Source organism: Streptomyces sp. NRRL S-340, assembly GCF_000720185.1.
GTDB lineage: Bacteria > Actinomycetota > Actinomycetes > Streptomycetales > Streptomycetaceae > Streptomyces.
This window is the reverse complement of sequence record NZ_JOIY01000063.1, coordinates 20,918-36,678: the sequence shown is the minus strand read 5'-3', so window position 1 is coordinate 36,678 and position 15,761 is coordinate 20,918. Positions and strand designations below refer to the sequence as shown.

General features: G+C 74.7%; 10 protein-coding genes and 1 pseudogene. 3 read left to right on the top strand and 8 right to left on the bottom strand.

Annotated elements, in window-relative coordinates:
* Window positions 1-614 (bottom strand): annotated as a pseudogene (locus tag IG64_RS39690) (maltotransferase domain-containing protein); the annotation flags it as partial.
* Between the two features lie 315 nt (window positions 615-929).
* Here IG64_RS39690 and IG64_RS34550 point away from each other — a divergent pair.
* Window positions 930-3,599 (top strand): glycosyltransferase family 1 protein, encoded by a 2,670-nt coding sequence (locus IG64_RS34550; protein WP_037863745.1) that lies wholly within the window; start codon window positions 930-932, stop codon window positions 3,597-3,599.
* 93 nt (window positions 3,600-3,692) lie between these two features.
* Here the strand turns inward: IG64_RS34550 and IG64_RS34545 are convergent, their stop codons facing one another.
* The 4 genes from IG64_RS34545 to IG64_RS37775 form a co-directional block, all read right to left on the bottom strand.
* Window positions 3,693-4,214 (bottom strand): DUF1990 family protein, encoded by a 522-nt coding sequence (locus tag IG64_RS34545; protein WP_037863743.1) that lies wholly within the window; start codon window positions 4,212-4,214, stop codon window positions 3,693-3,695.
* A gap of 72 nt (window positions 4,215-4,286) precedes the next feature.
* Complete coding sequence (locus IG64_RS34540; protein ID WP_037863742.1) at window positions 4,287-5,948, bottom strand: M4 family metallopeptidase; 1,662 nt, start codon at window positions 5,946-5,948, stop codon at window positions 4,287-4,289.
* Between the two features lie 283 nt (window positions 5,949-6,231).
* Window positions 6,232-8,280, bottom strand: a complete 2,049-nt coding sequence (locus IG64_RS34535; protein WP_037863740.1) for a M4 family metallopeptidase — start codon at window positions 8,278-8,280, stop codon at window positions 6,232-6,234.
* A gap of 374 nt (window positions 8,281-8,654) precedes the next feature.
* Window positions 8,655-10,238, bottom strand: a complete 1,584-nt coding sequence (locus IG64_RS37775; RefSeq protein WP_051813671.1) for a WD40 repeat domain-containing protein — start codon at window positions 10,236-10,238, stop codon at window positions 8,655-8,657.
* 229 nt (window positions 10,239-10,467) lie between these two features.
* On the opposite strand from IG64_RS37775, the gene IG64_RS34525 reads away from it, so the two are divergent.
* Window positions 10,468-10,695 carry a hypothetical protein gene (locus IG64_RS34525; RefSeq protein ID WP_037863738.1) on the top strand — a complete coding sequence of 76 codons (228 nt, stop codon included), beginning with the start codon at window positions 10,468-10,470 and terminating at the stop codon, window positions 10,693-10,695.
* 181 nt (window positions 10,696-10,876) lie between these two features.
* Here the strand turns inward: IG64_RS34525 and IG64_RS34520 are convergent, their stop codons facing one another.
* Window positions 10,877-11,539: a maltokinase N-terminal cap-like domain-containing protein gene (locus IG64_RS34520; RefSeq protein ID WP_037863736.1), complete on the bottom strand. Its 663-nt coding sequence runs from the start codon at window positions 11,537-11,539 to the stop codon at window positions 10,877-10,879.
* A gap of 34 nt (window positions 11,540-11,573) precedes the next feature.
* On the bottom strand, window positions 11,574-12,170 hold the full coding sequence (locus IG64_RS34515) for a TetR/AcrR family transcriptional regulator (RefSeq protein ID WP_037863734.1): 597 nt from the start codon (window positions 12,168-12,170) through the stop codon (window positions 11,574-11,576).
* A gap of 99 nt (window positions 12,171-12,269) precedes the next feature.
* On the opposite strand from IG64_RS34515, the gene IG64_RS34510 reads away from it, so the two are divergent.
* Window positions 12,270-13,475: an FAD-dependent monooxygenase gene (locus IG64_RS34510; RefSeq protein ID WP_037863730.1), complete on the top strand. Its 1,206-nt coding sequence runs from the start codon at window positions 12,270-12,272 to the stop codon at window positions 13,473-13,475.
* A gap of 210 nt (window positions 13,476-13,685) precedes the next feature.
* Here the strand turns inward: IG64_RS34510 and IG64_RS34505 are convergent, their stop codons facing one another.
* The gene (locus IG64_RS34505) at window positions 13,686-15,731 is read right to left on the bottom strand and encodes an ABC transporter ATP-binding protein (RefSeq protein WP_420710037.1); all 2,046 of its coding nucleotides are present in this window, start codon (window positions 15,729-15,731) and stop codon (window positions 13,686-13,688) included.
* Window positions 15,732-15,761 lie beyond the last annotated feature (30 nt).

Here is a 15,761-nt window from a genome sequence, read left to right as displayed (position 1 = left end):
GCGTTCGACCTGGAGGGGCAGCGGGTCGCAGGCGGTGACCAGCTCGCGCAGCGGGTGGCGGGCCAGGACCGCGTCCACCTCCGGCGTCAGCGCCGCCGCCAGCCGGGAAGCGGCCGGCCGGTCAGGGTCCCGCAGTGCCGCCTCGGCCGCGAGCACGGTCTCCCGCTGCGGCCCCTCGGGCACCCCGGCCGCCGCCCGGCTGAGCAGCTCGGCGCCCTCCGCCAGCACCAGCTCGGTGTCGATACCGGCCGCAGCTCCCGCATCGGCGTCCACGGGCCCGGACGGCCCCCGGGATCGCGCAGGACCACGTTCGCCGCGACGGCGTCGTGGCCCTCGCGGAACACGGTGGCCGAGATCTCGAACGACTCACCGGTCACCGCCTTGGCGGGCCTGCGGCCGTGCTGGACGACCGGCCGGACGTCGAGGACGGGGATCCGGCCGACGGCGGTGGCCTCCGGCGCCGGCGAGGGCCCCGGGGGCGGGGCCGCCGCGCCGGGCGCTGCCGCGTCGCCCGGCCGGGCCGCCGGGTCGGTCGGGGCCCCGGCGCGCGGTCGGCGCGTGCCCTTGGTGCCGTGGGCCGGGGGTGGTGCCGAGTGGTGGTGCGTGGCGGGCATGACCGCTCCTGTCCGCGTCAACGAGGGTGTGGGCGGATATCCGTGGGGAGGTTGGTCCTGCGGGGTTCCACTGTGGGGTGTACCGCAGGAGCCTTCCCACCCTCTTCGGGTGAGCAATCCGGGACTTTGTTAACTACTCGCGTGTATGTCCACACACAAAGTTGGCCTTGTCTTGGTCCACCCGGCGGTGCGGACCCCAGCGGCACCCGCGTCCCCGCGGGTACGGTGCTGTGTGACGGGGCGCACAGTGCCGTGCGTCCTGCCGGCGAAGCGCACCGTGCTGTGCGTCCATCAGCGAACGCGCCGAGGTGGAATGTGAAGGCGATCCGTCGGTTCACCGTCCGTCCCGTTCTCCCCGAGCCCCTACGACCCCTCAGCGAGCTGGCCCGCAATCTGCGCTGGTCGTGGCATGCGGAGACACGTGACCTCTTCCAGTCCGTCGACCCGGAGCAGTGGGCCGCCGCCGGCGGCGACCCGGTCCGCCTGCTGGGCGGCGTCTCCCCGGCCCGGCTGGCCGAGCTGGCGGCCGACCGCCGCTTCCTGCGCCGGCTGACCGCCGTCGCCGACGACCTGCACGACTACGTGACCGGCGACCGCTGGTACCAGGCGCAGCCCGCCGGGCTGCCCGCGGGCGTCGCCTACTTCTCGCCCGAGTTCGGCATCACCGCCGCCCTGCCGCAGTACTCCGGCGGCCTCGGCATCCTCGCGGGCGACCACCTCAAGGCCGCCAGTGACCTGGGCGTTCCCCTGATCGGGGTCGGGCTGCTGTACCGGCACGGCTACTTCCGGCAGTCCCTGTCCCGGGACGGCTGGCAGCAGGAGCACTATCCGGTCCTCGACCCCAACGAGCTGCCCGTCACCCAGGTGCGCGAGGCCGACGGCAGCCCTGCCAGGGTGTCGCTCGCGCTGCCCCGCGGCAAGGCCCTGCACGCCCGGATCTGGCTGGCCCAGGTTGGCCGGATCCCGCTGCTGATGCTGGACTCCGACGTCGAGGAGAACGACCTCGGCGAGCGCCAGGTGACCGACCGGCTGTACGGGGGAGGCAGCGAGCACCGGCTGCTGCAGGAGATGCTGCTGGGCATAGGAGGGGTGCGTGCGGTGCGGACGTACTGCCGGCTCACCGGGCACCCCGAGCCGGAGGTCTTCCACACGAACGAGGGACACGCGGGCTTCCTCGGCCTGGAGCGGATCGCCGAGCTGGGCGAGCGGGGCCTCGACTTCGACGCGGCCCTGGAGGCGGTGCGCGCGGGGACGGTCTTCACCACCCACACGCCGGTCCCGGCCGGCATCGACCGCTTCGACCGGGAACTGGTCGCCCGCCACTTCGGACCCGACGCCGAGCTGCCCGGCATCGACGTCGAGCACATTCTGCGGCTGGGCATGGAGACCTACCCGGGCGGCGAGCCCAACCTGTTCAACATGGCGGTGATGGGGCTCAGGCTCGCCCAGCGCGCCAACGGGGTGTCCCTGCTGCACGGCAGGGTCAGCCGGGAGATGTTCGCCGGGCTGTGGCCGGGCTTCGGCCCCGAGGAGGTGCCGATCACCTCGGTCACCAACGGCGTGCACGCCCCGACCTGGGTGGCCCCGGAGGTGTTCCGGCTGGGCGCCCGGCAGATCGGCGCGCAGCGCGCCGAGGACGCGCTGTCCGTGGGCGGCTCGGACCGCTGGGACTCGGTGGCCGACATCCCCGACGAGGACATCTGGGAGCTGCGCCGCGAGCTGCGCGAGCAGCTGGTCACCGAGGTGCGCCGGCGGGTGGCGGCGGCGTGGCGCCAGCGCGGCGCGGGCCCGGCCGAGCTGGGCTGGGTCGACGGCGTCCTGGACCCGGAGGTGCTCACCATCGGGTTCGCGCGCCGGGTCCCGTCGTACAAGCGGCTGACGCTGATGCTGCGCGACCGGGACCGGCTGATGGACCTGCTGCTGCACCCCGAGCGGCCGGTGCAGATCGTGGTCGCGGGCAAGGCGCACCCGGCGGACGACGGCGGCAAGCGGCTCATCCAGGAACTCGTCCGCTTCGCCGACGACCCGCGCGTACGCCACCGGATCGTCTTCCTGCCGGACTACGGCATGGCGATGGCGCAGAAGCTCTATCAGGGCTGCGACGTGTGGCTGAACAACCCGCTGCGCCCGCTGGAGGCGTGCGGCACCTCCGGCATGAAGGCGGCCCTCAACGGCTGCCTCAACCTGTCGGTGCTGGACGGCTGGTGGGACGAGTGGTACCAGCCCGACTTCGGCTGGGCGGTCCCGACCGCGGACGGCGGCGCCGCGGGGCCGGTGACGACGGGCGAGGAGGCCGATCACCGCGACGACGTGGAGGCGGCGGCGCTGTACGAGCTGCTGGAGCGGCGCATCACGCCCCGCTTCTACGAGCGGGGCCGGGCCGGACTGCCCGACCGCTGGATCGAGATGGTCCGCAGGACCCTGACCCTGCTGGGCCCGAAGGTGCTGGCCGGGCGGATGGTGCGGGAGTACGTGGAGCGCCTGTACACCCCGGCCGCGCACGCCCACCGCGCCCTGGACGCGGACGCGGCGCGGCAGCTGGCGGCCTGGAAGGCGCGGGTGCGGGCGGCCTGGCACGAGGTGACGGTGGACCACGTGGAGACGGCCTGCCCGCCGGCCGGGCGCACGGGGGCGCCGCCGTCGACGGCCACCGCCGAACTCGGCTCCACACTGGGCCTGCGGGTACGGGTCGGGCTGGGCGGGCTGGGTCCGGAGGACGTCCAGGTGCAGGCCGTCTCGGGGCGGGTCGACGAGGAGGACCGCATCACGGACGCCACCGCGGTCCCGCTGAAACCGGCGGGCGCCCCCGATCCGGACGGCCGCTGGGTGTACGAGGGCCCGCTCTCCCTGGACCGCACCGGACCCTACGGCTACACGGTCCGCATCCTGCCCGACCACCGCCTGCTCGCCTCGCACGCCGAACTGGGCCTGGTGACCGTACCGGCCCAGGACGCGGGCGACGGGGCGGGGGTGCTGCTGCGCTGACCGCCCGGGTGGGGCGCGGATGCGCGGTCGGAGGGGGAGCCCGCCACTGCGGTGGGCCGCGCCGCCGGCCGGGCGGGGCGGCGCGCCGCCGGGTCAGGTGCCGTCGCCCAGGCCGGCGCACAGGCGGCGCAGCACCGTGCCGCAGCGGCGGGCGTAGGCGTGCTGGAAGCCGCGGGCCGCCGGGCCGCCCGCACGGGCGTACCACTTGGCGGGGCGGCTGAAGGCGGTCACGGTCAGCCAGACCGTGCCGTCGCCGGTGCGGTCCACGACGAAGGACTCCTCGCCGGTCTCGGGGTGGCCGGGCAGGGTGCCGTAGGCCCAGCCGGCCCGGCGGGGCTCATCGAGGGTCCAGACGATCCGGCAGGGGGCCTTGATCATCCCGGCCAGGGTGACGGTGACGTCGGCGCCGGGGGCGGCGCGGGCCGCGGCCGTGTCGATGCCGACGCCCACCGCGCGGTGCAGTTCCCAGGTGAGGACGGCCTCGGCGGCGCGCCGGAAGACCGCCTCGCCCTCGCCGATGCGGGTGCGCACGTGCAGGGGGTGGAAGCCGGGCGGGCAGTGGTCCCGCTCGCGGGTCGCGCCGACCTCCTCGTAGGTGAAGTCCTCCGAAGCCATGGGACCCAAGCGTAGGGCGGCACCCGGGGGAATGGTCCTCCCGGGTGCCGCCCGTCGCATCGCGCCGCCGGATCAGTTCACGTTGACACCGGACCAGGCCGCCGCGACCGCCTTGTACTCGGCGCTGGTGGAGCCGTACAGGGCCGACGCCGCGTTCAGGGTCGCCGTGCGGGCGGCCTTGTAGTTGGTGGTCGACGTCATGTACGTGGTCAGCGCCTTGTACCAGATCTGCAGGGCCTTGTCCCGGCCGATGCCGGTGACCGTGGAGCCGTTGGACGTCGGCGAGTTGTAGCTCACGCCGTTGATCGTCTTCGCGCCGCTGCCCTCGGCCAGCAGGTAGAAGAAGTGGTTGGCGACACCGGACGAGTAGTGCACGTCCTTGTTGCCGACCGTGGAGGACCAGGAGTCGGCGGAGGCGCCGTCCTTGCTGGGCTTGTCCATGTAGCGCAGCGGGGTGCCGTCGCCGTTGATGTCGATCTTCTCACCGATGAGGTAGTCGCCCTTGTCGGTGGAGTTGTTGGCGTACCACTCGACGCCGGTGCCGAAGATGTCGGAGGTGGCCTCGTTCAGGCCGCCCGACTCGCCGCTGTAGTTGAGTCCGGCGGTGTTGGAGGTGACGCCGTGGCTCATCTCGTGCCCGGCGACGTCGAGCGCGGTCAGCGGGTGGGTGTTGCCCGAGCCGTCGCCGTAGGTCATGCAGAAGCAGCTGTCGTCCCAGAAGGCGTTCACGTACGAGTTGCCGTAGTGGACGCGGGAGTAGGCGCCCTGGCCGTTGTTCTTGATGCCGTTGCGGCCGAACGTGCTCTTGTAGAAGTCCCAGGTCTCCTGCGCGCCGTAGGCGGCGTCGGCCGCGGCCGTCTGGTCGGTCGAGGAGCTGGAGGCCGCGCCGGTGCCCCACACGTTGTCGGCGTCGGTGAAGAGGGTGCCGGTGCCCGACGTCTTGTGGGCCAGGTTGTAGGTCTTGTGACCGCCCCGGGTGGTGTCGTACAGCTGGTACGTCGACCCCGACAGGTTGGTGGTGAGGCTGACGCTGCCGGAGTACAGCGTCTTGCCGGTCCCGGTCGCGTTCTCGATGCCCTGGTACTCGAAGAGCTTCTTGCCGGTGGCGGCGTCGGTGATGACGTGCAGCTGGTTCGGGGTGCCGTCGTCCTGGAGGCCGCCGACGACGGTCTCGTAGGCGAGGACGGGCTTGCCGGAACCGGCCCAGATCACCTTGCGGGCGCCGTCCGCGGTGGACTTGGCGGAGCCGAGGGTTCTGGCGGCGGACACCGCCTGCCGCTCGGCCTCGGCGGCGGCGACCTTCGGGGTGAGCGAGGCGACCTTGATGGCCGCGCCGGTGGCCTTGGTGACGCCTTCGGTCTTCCCGGCCCTGGAGGTGTGGACGATCAGGTCGCCGCCGAGGACCGGCAGGCCGGCGTAGGTGCGCTCGTAGCGGGTGTGCACCGTGCCGTCGGCGTCCTTGACGACGTCCTTGGCGACCAGCTTCTCCTGGGCGCCGAGGCCTATCTGCCGGGCGGTGCCGGCCGAGTCGGCCTGCGCCTGCTGGAGCAGGGAGGTGCGGGCGGCGGCGGTGAGGGAGGCGGGGGCGGCGGCCGGGGTGGTCCGGCCCGCGGTGCCGGCCGGGGTCTGGGCCGAGGCGACGCTGGTCAGGCCGGTGCTGAGGAGGGCTCCGGCGGCGACGGCGGTGGCGAGGGCCAGCGTGGTGCGCTTGTGACGCAGAGGGCGGGGAGTCACACAAGCTCCTTATGTGGGGGGCCCGGCCGGCGTGGGGGTGCCGGCCGGACGGGAGGTCGGTTGCTGTGCTCGTGCGGCGGGTGGAGAGAGAGTGACATCAAGGACGCGTACATGTCAGGACCCCGAGGTGATGTTGGCCGAAAGTTGACTGTCCGATTCGTGTTTCGGCAGTGTGAACGGGCGCCGCCCCGGGCGTTCCGCCTCCGGAACGGCGCCCTGTCCTCGGGGGAGTCGGGCCCCCGGCGACGACGCGAGGTCCTCGCCGGGCGGCTCCGCGCCGGCTCTACGGGAAGGTCAGCTTCCAGCCGTCGATGTAGCCGGTGTCCTGCGGACCCTTGTCCTGGACGCGCAGCTTCCAGGTCCCGTTGGCGGCCGACGAGGACGCGTTGACCGTGTAGGTCGCGTGCACGTCGGGCGTCGAGTCGTAGCCGCTGTTCTTGAGGCGGTACGTCGACCCGTTGGGGGCGACCAGGTCGATCTGGAGGTCACCGCTCCAGGAGTGGACGATGTCCACCGAGACCTGGAGGTTGGAGGGCGCGTTGCCGCTGCGCCCGGTGACCGTGATGGACGAGGTGACCGCCGACCCGTAGTCCGGGATGTTCACGTTCGAGGTGTTCTCGAACGAGGTGCCGCCGCCGCCCGGGTCGCCGCCGCCGGAGCGCGAACCGACCGCGACCGCCGCCCAGGCGTCCTGCACGGCCTTGTACTCGGCGCTGGAGGTGCCGTACAGCTCACCGGCCGCCGCGAGCGTGCCGGTGCGGGCCGAGGCGTAGTTGGTGGTGGACGTGAACTTCGTGGTCAGCGCCTTGTACCAGATCTGCAGAGCCTTGTCCCGGCCGATGCCGGTGACGGGCAGCCCGTCCGCGGTGGGCGAGTCGTAGCTGACGCCGTTGATGACCTTGGCGCCGCTGCCCTCGCTCAGCAGGTAGAAGAAGTGGTTGGCGATGCCGGACGAGTAGTGCACGTCCTTGCTGCCCACGCCCGAGTACCAGGAGTCGGCGGAGGCGCCGTCCTTGCTGGGCTTGTCCATGTAGCGCAGCGGCGTGCCGTCGCCGTTGATGTCGATCTTCTCACCGATCAGGTAGTCGCCCTTGTCGGTGGAGTTGTTGGCGTACCACTCGACGCCGGTGCCGAAGATGTCGGAGGTCGCCTCGTTCAGGCCGCCCGACTCGCCCGAGTAGTTGAGTCCGGCGGTGTTCGAGGTGACGCCGTGGCTCATCTCGTGCCCGGCGACGTCCAGCGCGGTCAGCGGGTCGGCGTTGCCCGAGCCGTCGCCGTAGGTCATGCAGAAGCAGCTGTCGTCCCAGAAGGCGTTCACGTACGAGTTGCCGTAGTGGACCCGGGAGTAGGCCGCCGCGCCGTCGTCGCGGATGCCGTTGCGGCCGAAGGTGTTCTTGTAGAAGTCCCAGGTGACCGCGGCGCCGTAGTGGGCGTCGGCGGCGGCGGTGGCCGCGTTCGACGTGGTCCCGTTGCCCCACGTGTCGCTGGACTGCGAGAACAGGGTGCCGGTGCCGGACGTGCCGTGGTTGAGGTTGTACGTCTTGTGGCCGCCGCGCGCCCCGTCGTTCAGCGTGTACGTCGAACCCGACTGGGTCGTCGTCAGCGTGACCTGGCCGCTGTACTGGGTGTTGCCGACGCCGGTCTCGACGCCCTGGTACCGGTACAGCTCCTTGCCCGTGTTCGCGTCGGTGACGACGTGCAGCTGGTTCGGGGTCCCGTCGTCCTGGAAGCCGCCGATCACCGTCTCGTACGCCAGCACCGGCGTGCCGTTCGCCGCCCAGATCACCTTGCGGGAGGACTGGTCCACCGAGGCCTTGGTGCTGCCGAGCGTCCGGGCCCGCTCCACCGCCTGCTTCTCGGCGGTCGCCTTCGGCACGCTCGGGGTCAGGCTGCGCACCTTGACGGCCGCGCCGGTGGCCTTGAGCACCCGCTCGGTCTGCCCCGACTTCGCGGTGTCGACGACCAGGTCGCCGCCGAGGACCGGCAGGCCCGCGTAGGTCCGCTCGTAGCGGGTGTGCACGGTGCCGTCGGCGTCCTTGACGACGTCCTTGACGACCAGCTGCTCCTGGGCGCCGAGGCCCAGGTCCTTCGCCGTGCGGGCCTTGCTGCCGTCGGCGTCGCGGATCAGCTCGGCCCGCTGCGAGGGCGTGAGCTTCACGGCGAGGTGGGCCGGGTTGAGCCTGCCGGCCTGCGGCGCCTGCGCGGGGGCCGCGGCGGCGGCGCCCGACTGGACGGCCGTGGCGATCAGCGCGGCGACACCGGCCAGGGCGATGCCCGCGGCCCGGCGGTGGGTGGTGTGGGAGGTGCGTCTGCGAGAGCTGCTGCTACTCAACACTGACTCCTTCTGCGTGGCCACGGGTCGCGCGGCCAGGGGGAGATCCGGACGCGGGGTGGGCCGTCCGGGCAGAACTGCGAGAACGCGGAACCAGGTGCGGACGTGCGAGGTGCGGACGTGCGAGGTGCTGGCGTTGCGACGAGCTGACGTGGCACGTACTGACGTGCGGCGAGCTGCGACGTGCCGGCGTACGGGGTGCGGGCCGGCCCACAGTCCGCGGAACGGTGGGGGTGCTGTGGGGTGACTGTGAACGGCCGAGGGGAAGATTGGCAGGAGTACGCGGTCCTTGTCAGGAGCGCGTCATCAAGTTGGCCGGAAAACGTCCGTTGTCCGGAAGTTCATGTTCGGTATACGAACCGGACGCCCGGGGGTCAGCCGGTGTGCGCCGCGGCCATGCGGCGGGCCGCCGCCGGGGTCATCCACAGCCGGACCGTCCGGTCGCCGGCGCCGGTGGCCAGCAGCGTGCCGTCCGGGGAGAAGGCGAGCGCGAACACCGCCCCCTGGTGACCGGTGAGGGGCTGCCCGACGGGCCGTCTCGTCCGCGGGTCCCACAACCGTGCCGTCCGGTCGCCGGTGCCGGTGGCCAGCACGGTGCCGTCCGGGGAGAACGCGAGCGCGAAGACCGCTCCCAGGAGGTGCAGCGGCTCGCCGGCGGGCTCCTGGGTGGCGGGGTTCCACAGCCGTGCCGCCCGGTCGCGGCTGCCGGTGGCCAGCAGGGCGCCGTCGGGGGAGAACGCGACCGTGACGACGGCGCCCCGGTGCCGCAGGGGGGCGCCGGCCGGCTCGCGGGTGGCCGGATTCCACAGCCGGGCCGTCATGTCCCGGGAGGCGGTGGCCAGAAGTGTGCCGTCGGGGGCGAACGCCATCGCGTCGACCCGCTCCCGGTGGCCGGTGAGCGGGTCTCCCACGGGCTCGCGGGTGGCCGGGTCCCACAGCCGGACCGTGCCGTCCTCGGCGCAGGTGGCGAGCAGCTCGCCGTCCGGGGAGAAGGCCACCGCGTGCACCGCGCCCTGGTGACCGCGCAGAGACTCTCCCGCGGGCGCGCCCGCCGCGGGGTCCCACAGCCCGACGGCCGTGCCTTCTCCCCCGACGGCCAGGAGCTTGCCGTCGGGGGAGAAGGCCAGCGCGGTCGCGGGCCCCCGGCGGCCGGTCGGCAGTTCGGCCAGGTGCCTGCGGGCGGCGGGGTCCCACAGGTGCACGGTGCCGTCGTGGCTGCCGACGGCGAGGAGGGTGCCGTCGGGCGAGAACGCCACCGCGGCGACCAGGTCGCTCGCCTCCAGCGGGGGCAGGCCCATCGGGTGTCCCTGCTCGATGGCGTGCGCCACGGCGCGTGTCGCGAGGCATCCGAGGGGCTGCGCGGAGGAAACCGGGGAGGCGGATGAGGCGGGGGAGGCGGATGAGGCCGGGGACGGAGAGGGCGATGAGGAGGGAGACGACGACGGGGACGCGGACGGGGAAGGGGGCGGGGACGAGGACGCGTACGGGGAGGGAGGCGACGACGGGGGCGAGGGCGGAGAGGGAACCTCGGCCGGCGTCGGTCCCGCGGCGGACTCCGGCTGCCGGGGGCGGTCGCGGTCCTGTCCGGCGCGCCTGCCCTGCCTGAGTGCCGCGCGCGCCTCCGTGACGGCCGCCCACCGCGCGCGCCACGCGTCCAGCTCGTCCGCCGTGGGGTCCGGCGGCTCGCACTCCCTGCCGTACCGGTCCCAGGACAGCAGTGCCCGCACGAGCCAGATCAGCCGGTCCAGGCCGCTGTAGCCGCCGTTGAAGAGGGAACTCTGCGTGGCGGGCGGCAGGGAGGCGCGCTCGTCGGCGAAGAGCCGGGCGGCCCGCCGCGCGATGGTCCGCAGCGACGGATCGCCCGCCCGCACCTTCAGCTCGTTCAGCAGCCGGGCCTGCTCCCGCAGCAGTTCCCCGGCGATGTCCCCGGCAGCGTGCGGCTCCTGCGGGTGCCCCATGACCGCCCTCCCCCCTGGTGTCGCGTGGTGACGAGCCAGGTTAGGGGCACGGGGGCCGTACGGCACCGAACTTGGCGGAACGTTCCCGAACGGTGCCGTACGGCGGTACGCGTTCGGCCGCGCACGGCGCCGTACGGCGGCCGGACGGCGGTGCCGCCCGCGCGCTCGGGTTCCTCCGGACTTGTTCGGCGGACCGTGTGCGCGCCAGTGGACGGAGCACAGTCGGGACATGACCACGACCCGGACACCCCAGCCGCCCGGCTCCTCCCCGGACGAGCCCGCCGTCCCGCCGTTCCTCTCCCTGCACACCACCGTCGTCCTGCTCACGGCGATCGTGATCGGCCTGGTCGTCGGGTTCCTCACCGCGCACACCGGTGCCCCGCTGGCCGCCGCCGTCCTCGCCGGGCTGACGAGTTCCGGCGCGAGCGTGCCCGTCCTGCGCACCCTCATCCGGTGAGCCGGATCCTGCGGAGGGCCCGCGCTCCCTGCGCGCCCGCGGCCATGCGGGCGCCCGCCGCCGGGCCGGTGGGCGCTCCTGCGGGCGCCCGGGAGACCCGGACCTCCGAACGGAACGGGCGCCCGGGAGACCCGGACCTCCGAGCAAAACGGGCGCCCGGTCCGCGGTCTGTTCGGGGCTCTCAGACCCGGGCGCCTGCGCGCAGGACGGCGAAGACTCCCTGGGCGCGGGTGCCGTCCGGCTGCTGCCAGGGGCCCGCGACGTGGCCGGTGGCCGCCGGGGGCGCGAGCGGCGGGCCGTCCTCCCGGGCGGGCGTCAGGACCCGGTGAAGGAGGAGCACGGTGCCGTCGGCAGCGGCCAGTTCCGTGTCCCGCGGCGTGTCGGTGACCGCCGGGAACGCGGTGGGGGCCGGGGGCGTACCGGCGTACGAGCGGACGATGTCGCGGTCCGGGGTGTCGCTGACACTCTGCGCCTGGGCCTCGGCGCGGCCGTCGATCAGGGCGGCCAACTGGCCGGTGAGCACCGGGTCGTGGCAGCCGTCGTAGGCCCAGCGCGGACCCAGCACGCCGTGCTCCATGGTGCCGACCAGGGCGTGTTCCGCGCCGTCGAGAGGGGCGGCGCGGTAGGTGAGGGGCACCAGGTAGGTGGCGGGGCGGGGACCGGCGGTGTCGTTGACGACCATGAACTCGATGCCGACCTCGCCCTCCGGGTCGTCCAGGCGGAAGCCGCCCGCCTTGGTCAACTCCGGTTCGGATCCGCCCGCGTACCAGGTGCGGGAGGGCAGCCAGGCGGTGAGCAGTTCGAGTTTGGTGGGCTTGACGGTGGTGCGGTGGATGACGGCCATGTGAGCCATTCTGCTCTCGGCCCCACGCGGTCCCTCACCGCCCCGCGTCCTCCGGCGCGTCCCGCCGCAGCGCGCCCGCGACCAGGCCCCTCACGTCCGCGGGCGACACCGTCCCGCCGTTCACCAGCCGGTCGAAGACCAGACCGTCCACACAGGTCAGCAGGGTGACCGTGCGTGCGTCGGCGTCCGCTTCGGGCACGCCGCGGGCGGTCAGGAAGGCGCGTACGGTCTCCCGTCCCGCGTTCTCGCGCGGGGTGAGGATCTCCCGCAGCTCGGGGTGGTGCACGCTCTCGATCGCACACGCGTAGCGGGCCAGGGAGCGCGTCCGGCCTTCTCCCGTCAGCCGCTGTGCGGACAGGGCGGCGATGCCCGCCGCCAGCTCCTCCGGGTCGCGCGGCACCGGTGTCCGCCGGCCCGCCTCCTGGAGTTCCGCCTGGTCCAGCGCGACCAGACGCCGGACCAGGGCGGTGAGCAGGGCCCGGCGCGTGCGGAAGTAGGCGGAGGTGGTGCCGGGGGGCAGGTCCGCCGACCGGTCGACGGCGCGGTGGGTCAGTCCGCGCATGCCCTGGCACGCGAGGACGGCGATGGCCGCGTCGGCGAGGGCGGTACGGCGGTCGGGAGGTGTGGGCACCCCCTATTTCTACACCTGTAGAGAGGGGGAGTACGCTCGGGCGCGGGTCTTCTACAGATGTAGAAGACCCGGGACGGGTGACGTGCGGAAGGGGCCGGTATGGGCGGCACTGCGGTGGTGGCGGGCGGGGGCATCGGCGGGCTGGCCGCGGCGATCGGCCTGCGCGCGGTCGGCTGGGAGGTCGTGGTCGCCGAACGCGCCCCGGTGCTCGCCGACGCCGGGGCGGGCATCTCCCTGCACGCCAACGGCATGCGCGCCTTGGACGCCCTCGGCGTGGGCGAGGCGGTGCGCGCGGCCGCCCGGCCGCAGTACACCGGCGGGACCCGCACCCCCGACGGCCGGTGGCTGTCCAGGATGGACGGCGCCGCGCTGGAACGAGAGCTGGGCACGCCCATCGTCGGCATCCCGCGCGCCGCCCTGCACCGTGCCCTGCGCGCCGCCCTCCCGCCGCAGTGCCTGCGGACCGGGGCGGAGGTGATGTCCGTGGAGGACACCGGCGGCGGGCGGGTGCGGGTCCTGCTGCGCGGGGACGGGACCGGCCCCGATGCCGGTTCCGGCCCCGCGGCCGGGCCCGGTGACGTCCTCGGCGCCGACCTCGTCGTCGCCGCCGACGGGGTCGGCAGCCGCCTGCGCCGGGCGCTGTTCCCGCGCCACCCCGGCCCCGCCTACAGCGGGTCCACCGTCCTGCGCGCCGTCACCGAGCACCCGGTGGACCTGCGCACCGACTTCGAACTGACCTGGGGCCGGGGAGCCGAGTTCGGGCACATCGCCTTCCGGGACGGCCGCGCGGAGTGGCACGCCGTGCTCAGCTCACCGCGCGGGGTGCGCCCCGCAGACCCGCTCGCCGCGCTGCGCCGCCGCTTCGCCGGCTGGCACGCCCCGGTCCCCGCGCTGCTCGCGGCCACCCGGCCCGACGCCGTCCTGCACCACGACATCCACGAACTCACCGTCCCGCTGCCCGCCTACGCGGCCGGCCGGGTCGTCCTCCTGGGCGACGCCGCCCACGCCATGACCCCCCACCTCGGCCAGGGCGCCTGCCAGGCCCTGGAGGACGCGGTCACCCTCGCCGCCGCGCTCGCCGCCGGACCGGTCCTCGAAGCGGCGCTGGCCCGCTACGACGCCGAGCGCCGCCCGCGCAGCCAGTCCGTGGCCCGCGCCGCCCGCCGGGCCGGCCGCATGGGCCAGCAGCTCAAGTGTCCGCCGGCCGTCGCCGTCCGCAACGCCGGCCTCCGGCTGGCGCCGTCCCGCGCCACGATGCGGGCCATCCTCCGGCACGCCGACTGGACCCCGCCGAAGCTGCCCTGACGACCGGCGGGTCAGCCCCTGGCCCCGCCTCGACCACTCCCCGGCCTGAGAGCTGCGTACAAGAGTGGGCCCCGGCGGGCGGCGCCCGGCACGCGCCCCCGCCGCGTCGCCGGAAGGCCCTGGCAGCTCCGCCACAAGACCTTCCGGCGCCTTGCGGCCGCACGCACCGGACACCGCCCGCTGACCGGAACCCACGTTTGTTCGCAGCTCTCAGCCCGCGACCGCCTCCGGGCCGTCGTCCGCGACCGCCTGCGGACCGTCGTCCGCGACCGTCTCCCGGCCTGCGCCCGCGACCACCTTCCGGCCTTGGTCCGCGACCGCCTCCCGGCCTTGGTCCGCGACCGCCTCCCGGCTCCTGCCCGCGACCGGCTCCGGACCTGCGCCCCTGACCGGCTCCGGGCCTGCTTGCCTGACCGCCTCCGGGCCGTCGCTCCCGACCGCCTCTCGGCCTGCGCCCCCGACCGCCTCCCGGCCGTCGTCCGCGACCGCCCCCGGGCCTGCGTCCGCGACCAGCTCCCGGCCCTCGCCTCCGCTCACCGCTGGGCTTTCGTCGCCGTGCCACGTGTGCCACAGCGCCGCGTACGCCCCGCCCGAGGCCACCAGCTCCTCGTGGGTGCCCAGTTCGGTGAGCAGGCCGTCCTCCATCACGGCCACCCGGTCGGCGTCGTGCGCGGTGTGCAGGCGGTGGGCGACGGCGATGACCGTACGGCCCCGGAGCACGGCGGCCAGCGCGCGTTCCGCGTGGCGGGCGGTCGACGGATCGAGCAGCGCGGTGGCCTCGTCGAGGATCAGAGTGTGCGGATCGGCCAGCACCACCCGGGCCAGGGCGAGCTGCTGGGCCCGGGCCCCGTCGACCGGGTGGGCGCCCGCGCCCAGCCCGGTGTCCAGGCCGCCCGGCAGCTCCCGCACCCAGGTGTCGGCGCCCACGGCGGCCAGCGCCGACCACAACTGCCCGTCCGACGCGGCCGGTTCGGCGATGCGCAGGTTGTCGCGGACCGTGCCCAGGAACACATGGTGCTCCTGGGTGACCAGGACGACCTGCCGGCGCAGCCGCTCCGGTTCCAGCGCGGCGACCGGCACCCCGCCCACGGTCACCGATCCCGCGCTCGGCGCGTCGACGCCCGCCAGCAGCCTGCTCAGCGTGGTCTTGCCCGCACCGGACGGGCCCACCACGGCCAGCCGCTCCCCGGGCCGCACGGTCAGGTCGACCCCGCGCAGTACCTCGCCGCCGTTCTCGTAGGCGTAGCGGGCCCCGGTCACGTCGATGCGGTCGTCCGCGGGGGCGGGCGCCCGGTCCGCCGCGGACCGCGGGGCCCCGGCCAGGCCCTCGACGCGGGCGAAGGAGGCGCCGCTGCTCTGGAGCAGCTCGACGTGCATCAGGATCTGGTCGAGCGGCTCCGTGAACTGCCGCAGGTAGAGGGCGGCGGCCACCACCGCGCCCACCGTCACCGCGCCCCGCGCGTGCAGCGCCCCGCCGACCAGCAGCACCCCGGCCACGGGCAGCACGTACGACACCTCGACCGCCGGGAAGAACACGCTCCGCAGGAACAGCGTGTACAGCCGGGCGCGCCGGGAGGCGTCCAGCGCCTCGCGGCTCGCCGCGACCCGCCGCCCGGCCAGCCGGTACGCCTCGACCGTACGGGCACCGGAGGCGGTGGCCGCCAGCACCTCGGCCACCTCGGAGTTGGCCGCGCCCTCACGGAGGTAGCCGTCCCGGGCCCGCCGCAGGTACCAGCGCACCGCGCCCCCGACCGGGGCCAGCGCCAGGATCCCGACCGCGCCGAGCAGCGGGTCCAGCAGGAAGACGGCGACCAGCACGAACAGCGCCTGCACCGTGCTGACCAGCAGTTCGGGGCCCACGGTGCGCAGCGTGGTGCCGACCGCGGCCACGTCCGCGGTGCCGCGCGTGGTCAGGTCGCCGGTGCCGGCCCGCTCCACCACCGAGGCGGGCAGGGCCAGCGCCCGGTCCACGAACTCCTCGCGCACCCGTGCGAGAGTGCGTTCGCCGAAGCGGTGCCCGGCGTACCGGGCCCAGCGCGCCAGCAGCAGCTGCGCCAGGGCGGCCACCAGGATGCCCACGGCCGGCCGGTCCACGCCGGCGGTACCGCCGCCCGCGCGGACGTGGTCGATGATCCGGCCGAGCAGCCAGGGACCGGCGAGTCCCGCCGCGGCGGCCAGCACGTTCAGGACGAGGACGGCCGCGAACGCCCGCCCGTCGGCCCGGACCAGCCGCAGCGCGGCCCGCCGGACCCGCATCCGCCCGGCGACCGGCAGCCCGCCCGCCGC